This window comes from Achromobacter sp. GQ309 (assembly GCF_059759315.1).
Genome location: NZ_JCAXDP010000006.1, coordinates 149,614 through 167,239 on the forward strand (window position 1 = coordinate 149,614; position 17,626 = coordinate 167,239).

At 65.3% G+C, this 17,626-nt stretch carries 17 protein-coding genes and 1 pseudogene; 11 read left to right on the forward strand and 7 right to left on the reverse strand.

What is annotated here, in order from left to right; all coding sequences use genetic code 11:
* Position 1 precedes the first annotated feature (1 nt).
* Entirely contained in the window at positions 2-1,090 is a 1,089-nt protein-coding gene (gene apbC / locus AC6CIE_RS19910) for an iron-sulfur cluster carrier protein ApbC (RefSeq protein ID WP_175122482.1), read from the reverse strand.
* Between the two features lie 102 nt (positions 1,091-1,192).
* Between apbC and AC6CIE_RS19915 the strand changes: the two genes are divergently transcribed.
* The gene (locus tag AC6CIE_RS19915) at positions 1,193-1,468 is read left to right on the forward strand and encodes a hypothetical protein (RefSeq protein WP_056325207.1); all 276 of its coding nucleotides are present in this window, start codon (positions 1,193-1,195) and stop codon (positions 1,466-1,468) included.
* Positions 1,469-1,696: 228 nt separating this feature from the next.
* Positions 1,697-3,796 (forward strand): annotated as a pseudogene (gene metG, locus AC6CIE_RS19920) (methionine--tRNA ligase); the annotation flags it as partial.
* 67 nt (positions 3,797-3,863) lie between these two features.
* Here the strand turns inward: metG and AC6CIE_RS19925 are convergent.
* From AC6CIE_RS19925 to AC6CIE_RS19935, 3 genes are all read right to left on the reverse strand, one after another.
* Positions 3,864-4,601 carry a sulfurtransferase gene (locus AC6CIE_RS19925; protein ID WP_367353176.1) on the reverse strand — a complete coding sequence of 246 codons (738 nt, stop codon included), beginning with the start codon at positions 4,599-4,601 and terminating at the stop codon, positions 3,864-3,866.
* 126 nt (positions 4,602-4,727) lie between these two features.
* Positions 4,728-5,525: a DUF4377 domain-containing protein gene (locus AC6CIE_RS19930; RefSeq protein WP_424919008.1), complete on the reverse strand. Its 798-nt coding sequence runs from the start codon at positions 5,523-5,525 to the stop codon at positions 4,728-4,730.
* A gap of 33 nt (positions 5,526-5,558) precedes the next feature.
* On the reverse strand, positions 5,559-6,089 hold the full coding sequence (locus AC6CIE_RS19935) for an META domain-containing protein (RefSeq protein ID WP_175122478.1): 531 nt from the start codon (positions 6,087-6,089) through the stop codon (positions 5,559-5,561).
* Positions 6,090-6,395: 306 nt separating this feature from the next.
* On the opposite strand from AC6CIE_RS19935, the gene AC6CIE_RS19940 reads away from it, so the two are divergent.
* The gene (locus AC6CIE_RS19940; RefSeq protein ID WP_481145255.1) at positions 6,396-7,547 is read left to right on the forward strand and encodes an acyltransferase family protein; all 1,152 of its coding nucleotides are present in this window, start codon (positions 6,396-6,398) and stop codon (positions 7,545-7,547) included.
* Here AC6CIE_RS19940 and AC6CIE_RS19945 read toward each other — a convergent pair.
* Both AC6CIE_RS19945 and AC6CIE_RS19950 read right to left on the reverse strand, forming a co-directional pair.
* On the reverse strand, positions 7,528-7,926 hold the full coding sequence (locus AC6CIE_RS19945; protein ID WP_175137991.1) for a helix-turn-helix domain-containing protein: 399 nt from the start codon (positions 7,924-7,926) through the stop codon (positions 7,528-7,530). The genes AC6CIE_RS19940 and AC6CIE_RS19945 overlap by 20 nt on opposite strands.
* Before the next feature lie 175 nt (positions 7,927-8,101).
* The gene (locus tag AC6CIE_RS19950) at positions 8,102-8,503 is read right to left on the reverse strand and encodes a hypothetical protein (RefSeq protein WP_498093525.1); all 402 of its coding nucleotides are present in this window, start codon (positions 8,501-8,503) and stop codon (positions 8,102-8,104) included.
* Here AC6CIE_RS19950 and AC6CIE_RS19955 point away from each other — a divergent pair.
* Positions 8,493-9,308, forward strand: a complete 816-nt coding sequence (locus tag AC6CIE_RS19955; RefSeq protein WP_498093527.1) for a response regulator transcription factor — start codon at positions 8,493-8,495, stop codon at positions 9,306-9,308. The two genes, AC6CIE_RS19950 and AC6CIE_RS19955, sit on opposite strands and share 11 nt — an antisense overlap.
* 391 nt (positions 9,309-9,699) lie before the next feature.
* A complete protein-coding gene (gene kch, locus AC6CIE_RS19960) occupies positions 9,700-10,911 on the forward strand; it encodes a voltage-gated potassium channel protein (protein ID WP_175137823.1) in 1,212 nt (403 codons plus the stop codon).
* Here the strand turns inward: kch and AC6CIE_RS19965 are convergent.
* The gene (locus AC6CIE_RS19965; protein WP_498093529.1) at positions 10,888-12,492 is read right to left on the reverse strand and encodes an EAL domain-containing protein; all 1,605 of its coding nucleotides are present in this window, start codon (positions 12,490-12,492) and stop codon (positions 10,888-10,890) included. The two genes, kch and AC6CIE_RS19965, sit on opposite strands and share 24 nt — an antisense overlap.
* A gap of 253 nt (positions 12,493-12,745) precedes the next feature.
* On the opposite strand from AC6CIE_RS19965, the gene AC6CIE_RS19970 reads away from it, so the two are divergent.
* The 6 genes from AC6CIE_RS19970 to AC6CIE_RS19995 all read left to right on the forward strand — a co-directional run bounded on the left by AC6CIE_RS19970 (position 12,746) and on the right by AC6CIE_RS19995 (position 17,606).
* Complete coding sequence (locus tag AC6CIE_RS19970; protein ID WP_370632988.1) at positions 12,746-13,207, forward strand: hypothetical protein; 462 nt, start codon at positions 12,746-12,748, stop codon at positions 13,205-13,207.
* Positions 13,197-13,943, forward strand: coding sequence for an acetoacetyl-CoA reductase (gene phbB, locus AC6CIE_RS19975; protein ID WP_175122470.1), 747 nt, complete (start codon positions 13,197-13,199; stop codon positions 13,941-13,943). The genes AC6CIE_RS19970 and phbB overlap by 11 nt, the downstream gene beginning before the upstream one ends.
* 49 nt (positions 13,944-13,992) lie before the next feature.
* Positions 13,993-14,880 carry an EamA family transporter gene (locus tag AC6CIE_RS19980; RefSeq protein WP_498093532.1) on the forward strand — a complete coding sequence of 296 codons (888 nt, stop codon included), beginning with the start codon at positions 13,993-13,995 and terminating at the stop codon, positions 14,878-14,880.
* 140 nt (positions 14,881-15,020) lie between these two features.
* Positions 15,021-16,457, forward strand: coding sequence for a cytochrome ubiquinol oxidase subunit I (locus AC6CIE_RS19985; protein ID WP_498093534.1), 1,437 nt, complete (start codon positions 15,021-15,023; stop codon positions 16,455-16,457).
* Positions 16,458-16,461: 4 nt separating this feature from the next.
* The gene (gene cydB, locus AC6CIE_RS19990) at positions 16,462-17,469 is read left to right on the forward strand and encodes a cytochrome d ubiquinol oxidase subunit II (protein ID WP_498093536.1); all 1,008 of its coding nucleotides are present in this window, start codon (positions 16,462-16,464) and stop codon (positions 17,467-17,469) included.
* A complete protein-coding gene (locus AC6CIE_RS19995) occupies positions 17,469-17,606 on the forward strand; it encodes a DUF2474 family protein (RefSeq protein ID WP_498093538.1) in 138 nt (45 codons plus the stop codon). Before cydB ends, AC6CIE_RS19995 begins: the two co-directional genes overlap by 1 nt.
* Positions 17,607-17,626 lie beyond the last annotated feature (20 nt).

Genomic DNA, 17,626 nt, shown 5'->3' on the forward strand with positions numbered 1-17,626 from the left:
GTCAGGTCGGTTGTTGAACGACGATGGAGGGAAACTTTCCGGCCATGTCGCGCGGAAGCGCCGCAACGCCCGCGGCCAGCTTTCGAGCGATCGCACGGTACAGCGACGCGGCTTCGCTGCCCGCGTCCGACACGACGGTCGGCGTGCCGGCGTCGGTCTGTTCGCGAATGGCAAGCGTCAGCGGGAGGCTGCCCAGCCAGGGCGTCTGGTATTGCTCGGCCATGCGCTGGCCGCCGCCTTCACCGAAGATGTGCTCGGCGTGACCGCACTGCGAGCAGATGTGGATGGCCATGTTCTCGACCACGCCCAGAATCGGCACCTCCACCTTCTGGAACATCTTCAGGCCTTTGCGCGCGTCCAGCAGCGCCACGTCCTGCGGCGTGGTGACAATGACCGCGCCAACGACCGGCACCTTCTGCGCCAGCGTCAGGGCCACGTCGCCCGTGCCGGGCGGCATGTCGACGATCAGGTAATCCAGGTCGCGCCAATTGGTCTGGCGCAGCAACTGTTCCAGCGCCTGCGTCACCATCGGGCCGCGCCAGATGGCGGGCGAGTCCGCGTCGATCAGAAAACCGATGGAGTTGGCCTGCAGGCCGTGGCCGGTCAGCGGCTCCATGCTCTTGTTGTCCCGGCTTTCGGGACGGCCGGAGATGCCCAGCATCGTCGGCACGCTGGGGCCGTAGATGTCGGCGTCCAGCACGCCGACCGTTGCGCCCTCGGCGGCCAGCGCCAGGGCCAGGTTCACGGCGGTGGTGCTCTTGCCCACGCCGCCCTTACCGGAAGCGACCGCAATAATGTTGCGCACGTTGGGCAGCGGCTTCAGGCCCTTCTGCACCGCGTGCGCGGCGACCTTCCAGGTGACGGTGACTTGCGCATCGGGCGCGCCGGCTTGCGCCAACGCACGCACGGCGATGTCGCGGATCTGGTCGCGGACGGCGTCGGCGGGATAGCCCAGCTCCAGCGTCAACGCGACGCGGCCGCCGGCCAGTTGAATGTCACGATCTTTTACAGAAACGCCCAAATCCAATCCGGTATTCGGGTCTTGCGCGGCGCGCAGTGCGGCGCGGATGTTTTCTATCGTTATACTCATGTCACTATGGTTCCGTAGGCAGCGCGGCGTCTGCGGGCCGCCATCCCCTAAAGGATAGCGGATACACGGGAACCTTTCGCTGCGTTTTGCATCCGACCATTCATGACCAACACACTTATCCGCTTCTTTCGTGCCGTCTTATTCGCCGCCCTGGCCTTGATCGGCATGGCGATGGCGCTGGTGTTCATGCTTTCCACGGCATTCGCCGTGGCGATCCTTTATGTGGTCGCCAAGGTGCGCGGCAAGCCCTTCGGCGTTCGCGCCTATTGGAGCCAGCGCCAAGGCGCCCGCCCTGGACCCTTCCAGTCCGCCACTGCCCCGTTCGCCACGCAACCGCGTGGCGATGTGATTGACGTCGAGGCCCGCGAAATCCGCTGACGGCGGTTTTCAACCTGGCTTGCGCGTGATTCCGCGCAAGCCGGCCAATGCGTGCTGCGCTGAAATCGCGCTCATCGCCTGGCCCCGCTTCCCTCAACCCGCCTGATTCGCATCACTGCGATGGGCGGGTTGTGTACTTTCCGGGACCATCTCCGGAACCCTGTCCGGAACCACATCCGGGGCCGCATCAGCGGCAGGCGCGTGCGCTTGCCCTAAAATGGCCGGCCAAATCCCTTTTCCCCTCAACCTCAGTCGACAACCATGTCTCGCACCCTCTTTGTCACCACTGCGCTGCCCTACGCCAACGGATCTTTCCACATCGGCCACATCATGGAGTACATCCAGGCCGATATCTGGGTTCGTTCGATGCGAATGGCGGGCCACACGGTGCACTTTGTGGGCGCCGACGACGCGCACGGCGCGCCGATCATGCTGAAGGCCGAAAAGGAAGGCATCACGCCGCAGGCGCTGGTTGCGCGCTACGCGGCCGAGCGTCCGCAATACCTGAACGGGTTCCACATCCGTTTCGACCACTGGCATTCCACCGATTCGGCGGAAAACGTCGCGCTGTCGCAGGACATCTACCGCGCGCTCAAGGCGCAGGACCTGATCGAAACGCGCTCCATCGAGCAGTTCTACGATCCGGTCAAGGGCATGTTCCTGGCCGACCGCTACATCAAGGGCGAGTGCCCCAAGTGCCACGCCAAGGACCAGTATGGCGATTCCTGCGAGGTCTGCGGCGCGGTGTATGCGCCCACCGAACTCATCAATCCGTACTCCGCGCTGACGGGCGCCACGCCCGTCCTGAAGTCGTCCGATCACTTCTTCTTCAAGCTGTCCGATCCGCGCTGCGTGGAATTCCTGCAGCAGTGGACCACGGGTTCCAACAAGGCAGGCGCCAAGCACCTGCAACCTGAAATGCTGGCCAAGACGCGCGAATGGCTGGGCGGCGAAGACGGCGAGGCCAAGCTGGGCGACTGGGACATTTCCCGCGATGCGCCCTATTTCGGCATCGAGATCCCGGACGCGCCGGGCAAGTATTTCTACGTCTGGCTGGACGCGCCGGTCGGGTATCTGGCGTCGCTCAAGTCCTATTGCGCGGTCAAGGGCATGGATTTCGACGCCTTGCTCGATCCCAACGGCGACACCGAACAGGTCCACTTCATCGGCAAGGACATCGTGTACTTCCACGCCCTGTTCTGGCCCGCCATGCTGAAGTTCGCCGGCCGCAAGACGCCGGACGCGGTCAACGTGCACGGCTTCATCACCGTCAGCGGCGAAAAGATGTCCAAGAGCCGCGGCACCGGCATTTCGCCGTTGCGCTACCTGGAACTCGGCATGAACGCCGAATGGATGCGCTACTACATCGCCGCCAAGCTGAACGCGCGCGTCGAAGACGTGGACTTCAATCCCGAGGACTTCATTGCCCGGGTGAACAGCGATCTGGTCGGCAAGTACGTCAACATCGCCAGCCGCGCCGCCAGCTTCATCACCAAGCATTTCGACGGCGTCCTGGGTTATTCCGGCGACACCAGCGCGTTGTCCGCTGAATACGCCGAACAGGCCGAGTCCATCCGCGCCGCGTTCGAGGCCCGCGAGTACAACCGTGCCATCCGCGAGATCATGGCTTACGCCGACCGCATCAACCAGGCGTTCGACACCGCGCAGCCGTGGGTGCTGGCCAAGGGCATCGCCAGCGCCGACGACGCGCAGAAGGCCGCGCTGCAGGACATCTGCTCGCGCTCGCTGGCCGGCTTCAAGGCGCTGTCGGTGATGCTGGCGCCGGTGCTGCCCCAGCTGGCCGAACGCGTTGCCCTGGAACTGTTCGGCGCGCAGGCGCCCTTCATCTGGGCCGATGCCTCGGTCCTGCCGCAGCGCGTGGCGCCGTTCAAGCACCTGATGCAGCGCGTCGAACCGCAGATGCTGGAAGACCTGTTCGAGCCGCCCGCCGCGCCCGTCGTGGTGCCCGGCGGCGAGCCGCTGGCCGAGACCATCTCCATCGACGACTTCGCGCGCGTCGACCTGCGTATCGCGCAGATCGTCAATTGCGAGCACGTCGAAGGCTCGACCAAGCTGCTGCGCCTGACGCTGGACGTGGGCGAAGGCCGCCACCGCAACGTGTTTTCCGGCATCAAGTCGGCCTACAAGCCGGAAGACCTGGTCGGCAAGCTGACCGTCATGGTCGCCAACCTGGCGCCGCGCAAAATGAAGTTCGGCGTGTCCGAAGGGATGGTGCTGGCCGCCAGCCATGCGGATGAAGCCGTCGACGCCGGCATCTACGTGCTGGAGCCGTTCCCCGGCGCCAAGCCCGGCATGCGCGTGCGCTGATCCGCGTCACTGCCAATGCAAAGCGCCCGCAAATGCGGGCGCTTTTTTGTTTCTGCGGGAAATCCGATCAGGCGTTGCTGGGCGCCAGCGCCGGGTCGAGCGAGATGCGCTCGTCGAACACGAAGCACTTGCCTTCGTAGCCGGGGCCGCCCGTTTCCTCGAAGTATTTCAGAATGCCGCCGTCGAGCTGGTAGACGTTTTCGATGCCGGCCTCGTTCATGAAGATGGCGGCCTTTTCGCAGCGGATGCCGCCCGTGCAGAAGCTGACGACGGTCTTGCCCTCGAGTTGCGCCCGGTTTGCCTCGACCGCGGCGGGAAACTGCGTGAAGCGGTCGATGCGCCAGTCGATGGCGTTCTTGAACGTGCCTTCGTCCACCTCGAAGGCGTTGCGCGTGTCCAGCATGACCACGGGCCGGCCATTGTCGTCCACGCCCGCCGCCAGCCACCGCGCCAGCGTGTGCGCATCGACGCCGGGCGCGCGGCCCGCTGCCGGCCGGATGGCAGGGTGGTTCATGCGGATGATCTCGCGCTTGATCTTGACCAGCAGCTTGCGGAACGGCACGTCGTTGCTGTGGCTGAACTTGACCTCCAGGTCCGCGAACCGCGCATCGGCGCGCAGGCCCAGCAAGAAGGTGTCGATGCCGCCGGCCGCCCCCGCGAGGAACAGGTTGATGCCTTCCCCGGCCAGCAGGATCGTGCCCTTGAGCCCGGCGGCGCCGGCCTCGGCGAGCAGGCGCTCGCGCAACGCAGGCAGGTCATCCAGCGGAACGAATTTGTAAGCGGCGATATTGACGACGGAAGTCATGGCAAAGCGATAGAAAACAGGCGGCGAAGCCCGTAATCATAATCGCTGGGCCGTTTGCGCCGCAGAAGGGAGTACCGCTGGGCGGCCGGTGCCCAGACCGCGCACCGCCCAGACCGCCTGCCGTGCCTAGCGGGTGACGACCTGCTGCTCGACCACCGCGTCCAGCACCCAGCGCAGCGGGGCAGCTCCCAAGGTGGCATTCGGGTCATTGATCTCGACCACGCGCAGGCGGTAGTGCACGCCGGGCTGGAAATTGAACCCCGTGATCTCGCCCGGCCAGGCCTGCCAGGGCTGCGAGGCGCTGTCCCGCACCTGATAGCACATGCCGCGGCCACCGGCCGTGTCGCAGGGCACCCGCTCGGCGTTGACGTAGACCAGCTTGGTGGGGCCGCGCTGGCCGCCCGCCACGGGATCCGCGCGGCGCCCGAAGTCCAGCGTGTCGCCGGTGCTGAGCTTCCACGTCATCCGTTGCGGATTGTTGGCGTTATCGAAGGAACTGGCCGTGATCCGGGTGAGCGACGCCAGGAAATCGTGCTCGAGCGCCATCGTCTGCGGCGCGCAGGCCATGCGGGTCGACACCGGGTCGGCGCGCACAATCAACTGGCCATTGGCGATGGTGTACGGCGCGTTGTAGGTATTGCATCCGCTGAATCCCATCATCCGGGGCGAGCCCTGGTCGTGGATGAACGCAGCGGTGATCGGGCGCGTGGATGACGACGGATGCGGCACGGGGCGCAGTGCGCCGCCGGGCAGCGTCCAGCGCGCCAGGTCCCAGTTCGTCTGCACCAGGATGTCGGAAGCCGAGGCCGGCTGGAAACGCGGATCCTGGCCATCGGCCGCGCGCATCGGCGGCGACGAGCAGGCAACGAGACCCGCGCACAGCAGGACGGGCGCCAGGCGGCGCTGGAAAAGGAATGAGCGCATGCAGGTCTCTCGGATCGTTCAGCGAAGCGGGAATCAGGGGGTCGGCGGATCCTGGCGGCGCTCGAACTCCAGCACGTCGCCACCGCGCAGATTGAACGTCAGGTGGCGCGGCGCGCCGCCGCTGTCCAGCGTGAACGTGTCGATGGCGCGCAGCGCGCGCAGGTAGTCGGCTTCCAGCTTTGCGCGCTCGGGCGGCACGCAGGCCATGCGCGTGGTGGCGGGCGCGTCGATGACGAGCTTGTTGCGCTCGAGCTTGTACGTGCCCGTGTAACGGTTGCAGCCGGAGAATCCGTTGACCTGGTATTGCTTGCCCTGCGCAAGAAAGGTCAGGCGGATGGGCTCGCCGTTGTCCCCGTGCGGGATGTCGCGCAGCTGGCCACCGGGTTGTGCCCAGCGGACCAGTTCCCAGCTTGTCTGCGCCAGCGAATCCTTGCTGGTGGCCGCGCTGGCCGCAGCGGCGCCTTCGGGACGCGCGCCGCCGGTCATGCCGGCGCATCCGGCCAGGGCCGCGGTCAACAGTCCCAGGCAGAGCATTCTGCTGGGCGTGGACATGAAATTGGGCATGAGCAAGCCTCCAATTGATGCGTATCGTCGTAATGTAACCGGCCCGTGCGTCATCACGCGATTTTCTCCGTCCGTCAGCCGTATCCAAAAGATGCACGCTTGAGCCGGAGGTTCTAGCTCCGATGATCGCCGGTTCTGCATCGAATGCCGCATGGCGGGGGTGGGTGGCCGCGAGCAGAATCAATGACAGTTGATGACTCCGGCCTAAAAAGTAATACAGGGAAAGAGGAGCGGAGCCCGCGACAACCGCATGCGCAGTGTCCGGCCCATCGGGGCTGAGAACAATATCGACCGGGGAGATGCGCGATGGGCTTCTTGAGAACCTTACTGGCATTGTCAGTGGTGCTGGACCACCTGGGCGGCGGCTACGCCGATCAGCTTGTCGGCGGCAGGCTTGCCGTGCAGCTCTTCTATGTGATTTCCGGCTTCCTCATTTCCTACGTGCTGACGGCGACGGACCATTATCAGGGCGCCACCGGCAAGTTCTACGCCAATCGTTTCCTGCGGCTTTTCCCGATCTATCTGGCGGTGGCGGCCCTGACCCTGACGGCCCACATCGTCAGCGGCGGCTCGTTCTTCCGCATCTACGAAGCCCTGCCCTTCAGCGCCGAAGTCTTCCTGTTCCTCTCGAACCTCTTCATCTTCGGCCAGGACTGGCTGATGTTCTTCGGCATCCGCGATTCGGCGCTGGCCTTCACGGGCAGCTTTGCGAACAGCGACGTGCCGCTCTACAAGGGTCTGCTGGTGCCGCAAGCGTGGACGCTTGGTGTGGAAATGAGCTTCTACCTGGTTGCGCCCTTCATCCTGCGCTCGCCGCGCCGGTTGCTGGCGCTGCTGGCCGCCTCGCTGGCTCTGCGCGCGATCCTGATCTGGACGGGGGTCGGCCGCTCGGATCCTTGGACCTATCGCTTTTTCCCCACGGAGCTGGCGCTGTTCCTGATCGGTTCGCTGTCGCATCAGGTGCTGCTGCCGCGCATGAAGGCCTGGACGCAGCGCGTGAAGCGACTGCCCGAACTCGGCACCGGCGTCCTGTTCCTGTATACGGTTGCGCACTTCTCGATCGGCATCAATCCCACCGTGCGCGATGGCCTGGCGGTCCTGCTGTTTGCCGCGCTGCTACCGCTGGCATTCCTGTTCCAATCGCGCCACAAGCTGGACAAGGCCATCGGTGAACTCAGCTATCCCCTGTACATCTGCCACATGCTGGTCATCATGGCGTTCAGCTGGCTGATGCACGATGTGCAGGAGCATCAACCCATGCTGTTCGCCGCCATGGCCATCACGGGATGCATCGGGGTCTCGGCGGTGCTGAACTACCTGATTGCGGATCCCGTGGAACGTCTGCGCAGCCGGCTGCGCACCGATCCCCGCGGCACCGGCGCCATCGCGCCCGCCGATGTCCGGCCGCGCCCGCAGGTTCCTGCGCAACCGATGGGGACTATTCGCCGCGTGCCTTGATGTAGGCGCCCAGCACCAGCTCGATCTGCCGTTTTTCCTGGTGCGAAAGCCGCGCGTAGGCCGCGTAGGAGATGGTTTCGAAGGGCCAGGCGGGCGGGTCGGGGATTTCGCCCAATCTGCCCGCAGCAACATGGCCGGACGGCGTGTCGAGCATGGGCCCTTCGCCGGTACTCAGCCACAGGGGGTTGACGCGCAGGGCGCGCGTCAGCTTGATGAGCGCCTCGCTGGACGGCTGCTGGCGCTGTCCGCTTTCGTAGTTGCCAATAGCGCTTTGCGACAGGTTGCTTGCGACCGCCAAGTCTTTTTGAGTCCACCCCTGAAGCATTCTTGCGTTGCGCAGACGATGGCTAAACGTGTCCAATCGATCAACCTGAGACATTAATTTGTATGGTTTTTTTGGATTAAAGCATTTCAAATCCGCGGCCAAATAAAGGGATTAGACCCCAATTTCCGGGCTAATTCATAAATCGCCGCTTGGCCCCCCTGGCCTTGCGCGCATGCTGCCGCGCGCCATCGCTTCACGCCGCAGTCCGCCCCGTTAAAAGTCATATCTTTCATCGGCTTGCAGCGCCTTGCCCGCCCATCCCACCGCTGCCGTCGCGCGACGTTGCAGCAAAATCGGAGCAAAAAAAGCCGCATGAGTTTATGGGCAGAAATCGGCCGAAAGAGAAAATAATGTATCGGTAATACATAATATTTTTCTGATGCAAATCGGGGATCAAACGCTGTTTCAATGGATGCCGGGCTATTTCCCCCTGGACGACTGTTACCGTCCGAAACCATAGAAACGTATCTTCACAAAAAAACACGCCCGTGTTTAAATGCAACACAGGCGTGACTCTGGAACGACAAGCGCCGCAACGGCCGGAAACGGCATGGCTCTGCCAGACGTCCGGCTTTTTCAAGGCGCCAGCGCCCCGTCGCGGCGCCTCATTGGAAGCATCAATGAACAACACGCTGGATGTCATTTTTCTTGGCAATGACGACGCCAGGCATGCCAGACTCGTCGAGTCCCTTTCCCACCTGGGATTCAACGTCCGCCGCTGCCACGATCTCGTGGATGTCTACGACCGATTTTCCCGCCGGCCCAGCCCGCTGGTCGTCCTGGAAGCCCCGCTTACCGATGTGCACAACGCCGCCGTGCGGCTGCGCGCCATCGATCGCAGCCTGGGCATCGTGGCCATCGCCCCATTCACCGATTCCGAAAGCCGTATCCGCACCTTGCTCTGCGGCGCGGACGCCTGCCTGCCGCCGGACGTGACCGGCCTGGAGCTTGCGGCGGTGCTGCAGGCGCTGGTGCGACGCGCGGTCGGGCTGGACGGCATGGAGCCGGGCGCGGGCACGGAAGCCGTAGAAGAACCGGCCCAGGAAGGCTGGCGGCTGGCAAACAAGGGATGGACGCTCATCAGCCCCAAGGGCCGGACGCTGGGCCTGACGACCGGTGAACGCGATTTTCTGTCGCGGCTGGTGAAGTCGCCCGACCGCAAGATCAGCCGCGACGCCTTTCTGGCCGATGGCGCGGACGAAGCCGACAGCGGCATCACGCGCCGCCGCTTCGTGGATGTGATGATCAGCCGCCTGCGCCGCAAGGCGGCGGCCAATCAGATGACGCTGCCGATCCGTGCGGTCCACGGATGGGGCTACATGTTTGCAGCCGACATCACGCTGGATCTGGACTATCGGGTGTCAACGCCAACCGCGCGCACGGACGGGCAACAAGCCTGGCGCAGCGAAGAAGCGGACGCGAACGCGTCTGCCTGAAATCGCCCGGCGCAAGACCGCCAGGCGAAAAAAACGCGGCGCTGCCCCCGAAGGGTAAGACGCCGCGCTAAAACAACACGTGAACCCGGAGTCATCGGCCGGCACCGATGCCTTCTACCTGGATCACGCGATTCCAACATTCGTGCCTCATACTACTCACGCACGGTCCGACCGTGGCCTGCGCCGGGTCTCTAGTCCCTGCACGGGCTGCAACGTGATCAATGCCTGGCAATGCGTCCACCCGTGCTGCTGGGGGGCGTTACTGCCATATCGGCGGTGTTCCTTCCGGATAGCCGCCTGATGAGGAAAGTTTAGGACCTCGGACGCGTTTCCAGTAATTCTTTGTTGATAGTCTTCCATACCAGATTGATATAGCAAGCCCCTCCCCTCCATGCCCCTGCCCCAGCCATCCCTGCGCCATCGCCTCCGCAAGATACTGGCGTTTTTCCCGCCAAACTGGTGCCTTGCCATCCTGGTGGCGCTGGACGGCTACGCGTTCATGCACCCGGTGCTGCGCGAAGTCCGTGCCCGCGAGTATTCGTTCTGGCTCGCGCTGGACAACTGGCACGAGATCATGCGCGTGGTCGGTCTGCTGGAGATTCCACGCCTGGTGCTCGGCGTCGGTTTGCAGGTGATTGCGCTGGGCTTGATCCTGAAGGCGCGCATCGCGTGGGCGTTCTCGCTGGTGCTGCTGATCGGCATCGGCACGTTCGCCATCCTGGGCGACGGGGGCCGCGCGGGGCTGGGCATCTACACGCTGGTCCTGGTGATTGCGCTGGTGGCGTACTGGCGGCGCTTCGACCGCGCCAGCGTGACGGCCGGGTCGCTGTTTGCGCTGGTCAGCGTGCTGTCGCTGATGATCTACGCGGTGTTCGGCACGCTATACCTGGGCAACGAATTCAACCCGCCGATTCTGGACGCGGGCACCGCGCTGTACTTCTCGATCGTCTCGATGTCCACGGTGGGCTACGGCGACATCGTGCCGCATAGCGGCACGGCGCGCCTGTTCACGGCGTCGATTATCATCCTCGGCATTACCGTGTTCGCCACCTCCGTCAGCGCGATCGCCGGACCGGTGATCGGCGGCAATCTGAAACGGCTCGTCAAAGGCAGGTTTTCTTCGGCCATGAGAAAAAACCACATCATCATCGCCGGCGCGACGCCCCTCGCGCTGAGCGTCTACCAGGGCCTGCGCAGCCGCAACGAAGAAGTCACCGTCATCGTGCCAACGGGCATGGCGCACGACTATCCCGCCGCCGCCGACCTGATCGAAGGCGATCCCTCCAGCGTGGACGTGCTGCACGTAGCCGGCGTGGCGCGGGCGCGTTATGTGCTGGCGCTGCGCGACGACGACGCGGAAAACGCATTCATCGTGCTGGCCGCAAAGGAAGCGACCGGCGCGGACGGCGCCAAGACGGTGGCGCTGGTCAACACCAGCAAGCATCTGGAGAAGATCCGCCGGGTGCAGCCCGATCTGGTGTTTTCGGTGCAACTCCTGGGCGCGGAAATGCTGACGCGCGCGATCAACGGCGAACCCATGGACAGCCAGGCCATCACGGACCTGTTCTTTGCCAAGCCGTCATCCAACGCCAAGACCACTTGAACGCGATTGCGGCTCGCCCACCGGTGCGTTCGGTGGCACGTGCCCGGCGTACCACGCCACGAACTGATCCGACGGCATGGGCCGTGCAAACAGGTAGCCCTGGATGAACGCGACGCCGCGCCCGGTGAGATAGCGGAACTGCAGATCCGTCTCAACGCCTTCGGCCAACACCGCCAGGCCCAAACGATGCGCAAGCGTGATGATCACGTCCAGCACCGGCGCGTCTTCGCCGGTGGGCTCGATGGCGTGCACGAAGCCCTTGTCGATCTTCAGGTAATCCACCGGAAATCGCTGCAGATACGACAGCGAGCAGTGGCCGGTGCCGAAGTCGTCGATGGCAACACGCACTCCCTGCTCACGCAGCGCATCGATGTTGCGCCGCGCCTGGCCGTCATCGGTGATCAGGCTGCGTTCGGTGATCTCCAATACCAGGGTCGGGTCACGATGGGCGATGTTGGCGGCGAAGCGCTCGACGTCGGTGGTGAACTCGGCGCATGACAAATGCTCGGCGGCAATGTTGACTCCGACGTGAAACCCCCGCGGCGTGGCCCAGCTGCGCATGTCGCGTTCGATCAGCGTAAACAGATGGCGCGTCAGCGGGGCGATCATGCCATCGGCCTCGGCCGCGGCAATGAAGACGTCCGGCCGCACGGATCCCACGCCGGGCCGCTCCCAGCGCAGCAGCGCCTCGACGCCGCTGCACTGGCCCGTTGCATGACCGTACACGGGTTGGTAATGCACCCTGAATTCATCCGCCCGGATCGCGCGGCGCAACTGCTCTTTGAAGGAACGGCGGTTCGCCTGCTGGCGGTATGCGACCACGGCCAGGCCGAAACCGAGCAGTGCGGCGGCAGGCAGGTAGGTCATCATCAATTGCTGCCACGCCTGCACGACGGCTTCAGCCGGCGCATTGACGCGAATGGTCAGCGGTGTGGGCCCATCGTGGCCCGTGGTCTCGTGGTGGACCAGCTCGCGCGACGCCCCCGCCGCACCCTTGAAATCGTTGTGAATGAACGCCCCGCCCTCGCCTACCTGCAGTTCGATGCGGTAATCGCGCAGGCTTGCCACGGCGTCCAGCAGATCCTGTACGTACCGTCCGTCGACCACCACGACGCCGCTGCGGCCCTCGGCGCCGGGCCGGCCCAGCAGGATCGCCGGCCGTTCGGGCGCCAGCGGCGTGCCGGTCACGGTAAAGCGCCAGCGGTCGGGCGGCAGGTCGGATACCCACTTGCGAAACTCAGAGACCGGGTAGTCGATCTTGCCAACAGCCGACGAACAATAGATGCGATCGCCGCGTACCAGGAACAGGGACCGCAGATACGGGTTCAGTGCGCCCCAGCGTTGCAGGTCGGGCAGCGCTTCGTCGCAGGACAGCGCCGTCAGCGCCGCCACCCGGTCCGCCAGCGTCCACGTCTGCGTCAGGACGTGCTGCGTCTGCACCCGCACGATGCGCGCGGCCGACTCGGCTTCAAGGCGCTGTTCCTTCTGCGCGTGCCACCACGTCCAGGCGACGCAGGCGATCACCGGCAGCACCAGCGCCAAGGCCACGGGCAGATAACGCCACGAGGGAACACGATCCATCAGGCCTGGTGTCGGCAAGGGGTCTCCGCGGCAGTGGGGGCCATTAGTACAGCTGCATCGTTGCGATGGGACACCATGTGCGGCGCTGCGTCAAGAACTGCGTGTGCGCTTGCGCCTTGCGCAAGGTTTGCGTCCGCAACGCTGGCCGTACCGCCGCTCGCTGGGCTATCGTTGACGGGCAAGCCCCTCTGCCGACGGCATGAGGCTCGTGTGTATTCGTTTCCCCTTAGCACGCCATTTACAAGGACGGATGATGAAGAAAGCAAATGCCTCCCTGCCCGCCGGCCTGACCGGCGCCAACGTCGCCTTCTGCCAGCGTCTGGCCCAGCTTGCGCAGGAAAGCCAGCAGCGCTGGCTCGAAATGGGCCAGCGTCTGGCCGGCGACAGCTCCGGCCAGGTCCTCTCCGCCCTCTCCCCCTTGAACCCCACCGCCAACTGGCAGGATGTCATGCCCGCCATGGGCGAACTCGCGCGCAAGCGCTGGCAGGCGCAACTGGAAGCCAGCCAGGCCCTCACGCACGCCGCGCTGCAGGAACAGGCCACCATGGCCGCCGGCGTGGGCGAAGCGATGTGCGAATGGTTCAAGCAGGCCAACAGCGCGGCCGCCGACAACTCGCCCTTTGCGCAGATGTGGTCCACGATGACCAACCAGATGGCGGCCGCCTGCGCGGCCATGCAGGACGCCCACCAGCAGGGAGGCCGCCATGACCGCTAAACGAACCGCCCTCATCACGGGCGGGACGGGCTGCCTGGGCCGTGCCATCGCCGTCGCGCTGCACGATGCGGGCCACGACGTCATCGTCACCTACCATTCCAGCGAAACCGCCACGCGCGAATGGATCAAGGAAGAGGCCGCCAAAGGCCGCACCTTCGCCATGTACAAGGTGAACGTGGCGGACTTCGACGCCTGCCAGGCGCTGGCGCGCAAACTGGAAGAAGACGGGCGCCAGATCGACATCCTGATCAACAACGCCGGCATCACGCGCGACGCCAGCCTGCGCAAAATGAGCGCGCAGAATTGGGCCGAGGTCATGCACAGCAACCTGGACTCGATGTTCAACATGACGCAGCCGCTTTGCGGGCCGATGGCGGATCGGGGCTGGGGCCGCATCGTGAACATTTCTTCGGTGAACGGCAGCAAGGGTGCATTCGGGCAGACCAACTACGCGGCCTCCAAGGCGGGCATCCACGGCTTCACCAAATCGCTGGCGCTGGAAGTCGCCCGCAAGGGCGTGACGGTGAACACCGTGTCGCCCGGTTATCTGGCCACGCGCATGGTGCAGGCCGTGCCGCCGGAGGTCATGCAGGAAAAGATCCTGCCGCAGATCCCCGTGGGACGGCTGGGCGAGCCCGATGAGATCGGCGCGTTGATCGCGTTCATCTGCAGCGACGCGGCCGGGTTCATGACAGGCAGCAACGTGGCCATGAACGGCGGGCAGCATATGTATTGAAGGCGGCGGCCAGCGCTGCGCGCGCTGGCCGGCCGCTTCCCTTTGATTCATGTCCCGCAACACCGACCTCCTCCTGACCGCGCTCGCCCCCACGATCTGGGGCAGCACCTACGTCGTCACCACGCTGATGCTGCCACCGGGCTATCCGCTGACGGTCGCCATGCTGCGTGCCCTGCCCGCCGGCATCCTGCTGATGTTGTGGGTCCGTGCGCTGCCGCACGGCATCTGGTGGCTGCGCGTGTTCGTCCTTGGGGCACTGAATTTTTCGGTGTTCTGGGCGTTGCTGTTCGTCGCCGCCTACCGCCTGCCGGGCGGGGTGGCGGCCACGCTCGGTGCGATCCAGCCATTGGTCGTGATCGCACTGGCCCGGTTGCTGCTGGGCGCTCCGGTGCGCGGGCTGTCCGTGGTGGCGGCATTGACGGGCCTGGCTGGCGTGGCGCTGCTGGTGCTGACGCCGAAAGCGGCGTTGGACCCGGTCGGCATCGCGGCCGGATTGGGCAGTGCGGCGTCCATGGCGCTGGGCACCGTGCTGAGCCGCCGGTGGCAACCGCCTGTCTCCGCGCTGACTTTCACATCCTGGCAGTTGACGGCGGGCGGCATTCTTCTCGTGCCAGCCGCGCTGCTGCTCGAAGCGCCGCTGCCGCATTTCACGCTGGTCAATGTCATGGGCATCGCCTGGCTGGGGTTGATCGGCGCGGCGCTGACCTACGTGCTCTGGTTCCGCGGCGTGGCGCGACTGGAACCCGCGGCCGTGTCGTCGCTGGGCTTTCTCAGCCCGCTCTCCGCGACGATCCTGGGCTGGGCAATCCTGGACCAACGGCTGTCGGCGCTGCAACTGGCGGGCATGGCGATTGTGGTGGGCAGTGTCTGGTTGAGCCAGCGTGCGCAGCGTCTGGCCGCGCCGGCGCTTGCACCGCGGGCAGCGCCACGCAACTGATCCGCTTTTTTTTGCTTTCTCTGAATCTGTACTGATCGCCGCCAAAAGCCTAACTTGGCGAGGCAGTTCAAACACCCCGTCAGCGCCCTCCGCCTCGTGGCGATCCGTCCGCGCTGACAGAGAATGTCAGGAATACCGCCATGGACAGCGACGCGCTATTGCTCGCACGAATTCAGTTCGGCTTCACCATCTCGTTTCACATCGTCTTTCCCGCCATCACCATCGGACTGGCCAGCTATCTGGCCGTGCTCGAGGGATTCTGGCTGCGCACGGGCAAGACGGTCTACCGCGACCTCTATCACTTCTGGACCAAGATCTTCGCCGTCAACTTTGGCATGGGCGTCGTGTCGGGGCTGGTCATGGCCTACCAGTTCGGCACCAACTGGAGCTTTTTCTCCGACTTCGCGGGCAGCGTCACGGGCCCGTTGCTGGCCTACGAAGTGCTGACCGCCTTCTTCCTGGAAGCCGGCTTCCTGGGCGTGATGCTGTTCGGCTGGTCGCGCGTGGGGCCGGGGCTGCACTTCTTTTCGACGGTGATGGTGGCGCTGGGCACGCTGGTGTCCGCGACCTGGATCCTTGCGTCCAACAGCTGGATGCAGACGCCCGCGGGATACGAGATCCTGGACGGACGTGTCGTGCCCACCGACTGGTTCGCCGTGATCTTCAATCCGTCCTTCCCGTACCGCCTGGCGCACATGGGCATCGCCGCGTTCCTGGCCACCGCGCTGATGGTCGGGGCTTCCGGCGCCTGGCATCTGCTGCGCGGCGACCGCAGCCCTGCCGTGAAGAAGATGTTCGCGATGGCGATGGGCATGCTGCTGCTCGTTGCGCCGCTGCAGGCCGTGGTGGGCGACTTTCATGGCCTGAACACGCTCAAGCATCAGCCCGCCAAGATCGCCGCCATCGAAGGCCATTGGGAGAACGAGCCCGGCGCGGGCGTGCCGCTGACGCTGTTCGGCATACCGGACATGGCGCGCGAGGAAACGCGCTACGCCGTCAACATCCCGCGGCTGGGCAGCCTGATCCTCACGCATAGCTGGGACGGCCAGTTCCCTGGCCTGAAGTCCTATCCCCCTGAGGACCGCCCCAATGCCACGGTCGTCTTCTGGTCCTTCCGCATCATGGCCGGATTGGGCCTGCTGATGATCGCCCTGGCCGTGTGGGCGCAGTGGGCGCGCTGGCGCAGCCGCCTGTATGAGTCGCGCTGGCTGCACCGCGCCGCGTTGTGGATGGGGCCGTCGGGACTGGTCGCCATGCTGGCCGGCTGGTACGTCACCGAGATCGGGCGGCAACCCTGGATCGTGTACGGCGTCATGCGCACGGCGGACGCCGCCACGCCGCACGGCCTGGGCGAACTGACGCTGACGCTGGCGCTTTTCGTGGCGGTGTACCTGCTGGTGTTCGGCGCAGGCGTCTCGTACATGCTGCGCCTCATCCGCATGGGTCCCAGCCCCGCGCCCGGCCACGCGCCGCTGTCAGGCGGGCCGGGCGAACCGCGCCAACCCTCGCGGCCGCTATCCGCCGCCTCAACCCTGGCGGGCGCCGAGCCCGCGCAACCGAAGCATTCCGGAGCCTGACGCCATGGGTGTGGATCTTGCATTGATATGGGCCGTCGTCATTCTGTTCGGCGTAATGATGTACGTCATCATGGACGGCTTCGACCTGGGCATCGGCATTCTCTTTCCGCTGGTGACGGACGGCCCGGAGCGCGACGTGATGGTCAATACCGTCGCCCCGGTCTGGGACGGCAACGAAACCTGGCTGGTCCTGGGCGGCGCGGGTCTCATGGCAGCGTTTCCGCTGGCGTACTCGGTCATCCTGAGCGCGCTGCATCTGCCGCTGGTGTTCATGCTGCTGGGACTGATCTTTCGGGGCGTGGCGTTCGAATTCCGCTTCAAGGCGGATGCGCATCACCGGCCGCTGTGGGACAAGGCCTTCGTCCTGGGCTCGGTATGCGCCACGTTCTTCCAGGGCGTCACGCTGGGCGCCTACATCGAGGGCATTCCAATGGTGGGGCGCGCCTACAGCGGTGGCCCCTGGGATTGGATCAGCCCGTTCTCGATGTTCGCTGGCGTCGGGCTCGTGGCGGCCTACGCGCTGCTGGGCTGCACGTGGCTCATCATGAAGACCGAAGGCCGGCTGCACCGCCACATGTGCCGCCTGGCGCAGCCGCTGACGCTGGCGCTGCTGGCCGTGATCGCCGTGCTGAGCGCGTGGACGCCGCTGGCGCAGCCGATCATCGCGCAGCGCTGGTTCAGCCTGCCCAACATGTTCTGGTTCTTTCCGGTCCCGGTGCTGGTCGCCGCGGCGGGCTTCGAACTGATCCGCCGCGTCAAGGGCACGCCGGCCGCGGGCCCCTTCGTGCTGTCGCTGGCGCTGGTCTTTCTGGGCTACAGCGGCCTGGGCATCAGCATCTGGCCCGCCATCATTCCGCCCGGCGTGTCCATCTGGGCGGCGTCCGCCCCGCCGCAAAGCCAGGGTTTCGCACTGGTCGGCGCCCTGTCGATCATTCCGATTATCCTCATGTACACCGCCTGGTCGTACTACGTCTTCCGGGGCAAGGTACGCACGGGCGAGGAGTTCCACTGATGAACACTGCGCAATCTTCCTCGTGGCGCGCGCGCCTGATGTGGCTGGCGATGATCTGGACCTGCAGCGTCGCGGCGCTGGGCGCGGCGGCCGGCGTGCTGCGCCTGGTCATGCGGTCCATCGGCATGTCGGCCTGACACCGCACCACGCATCCGGA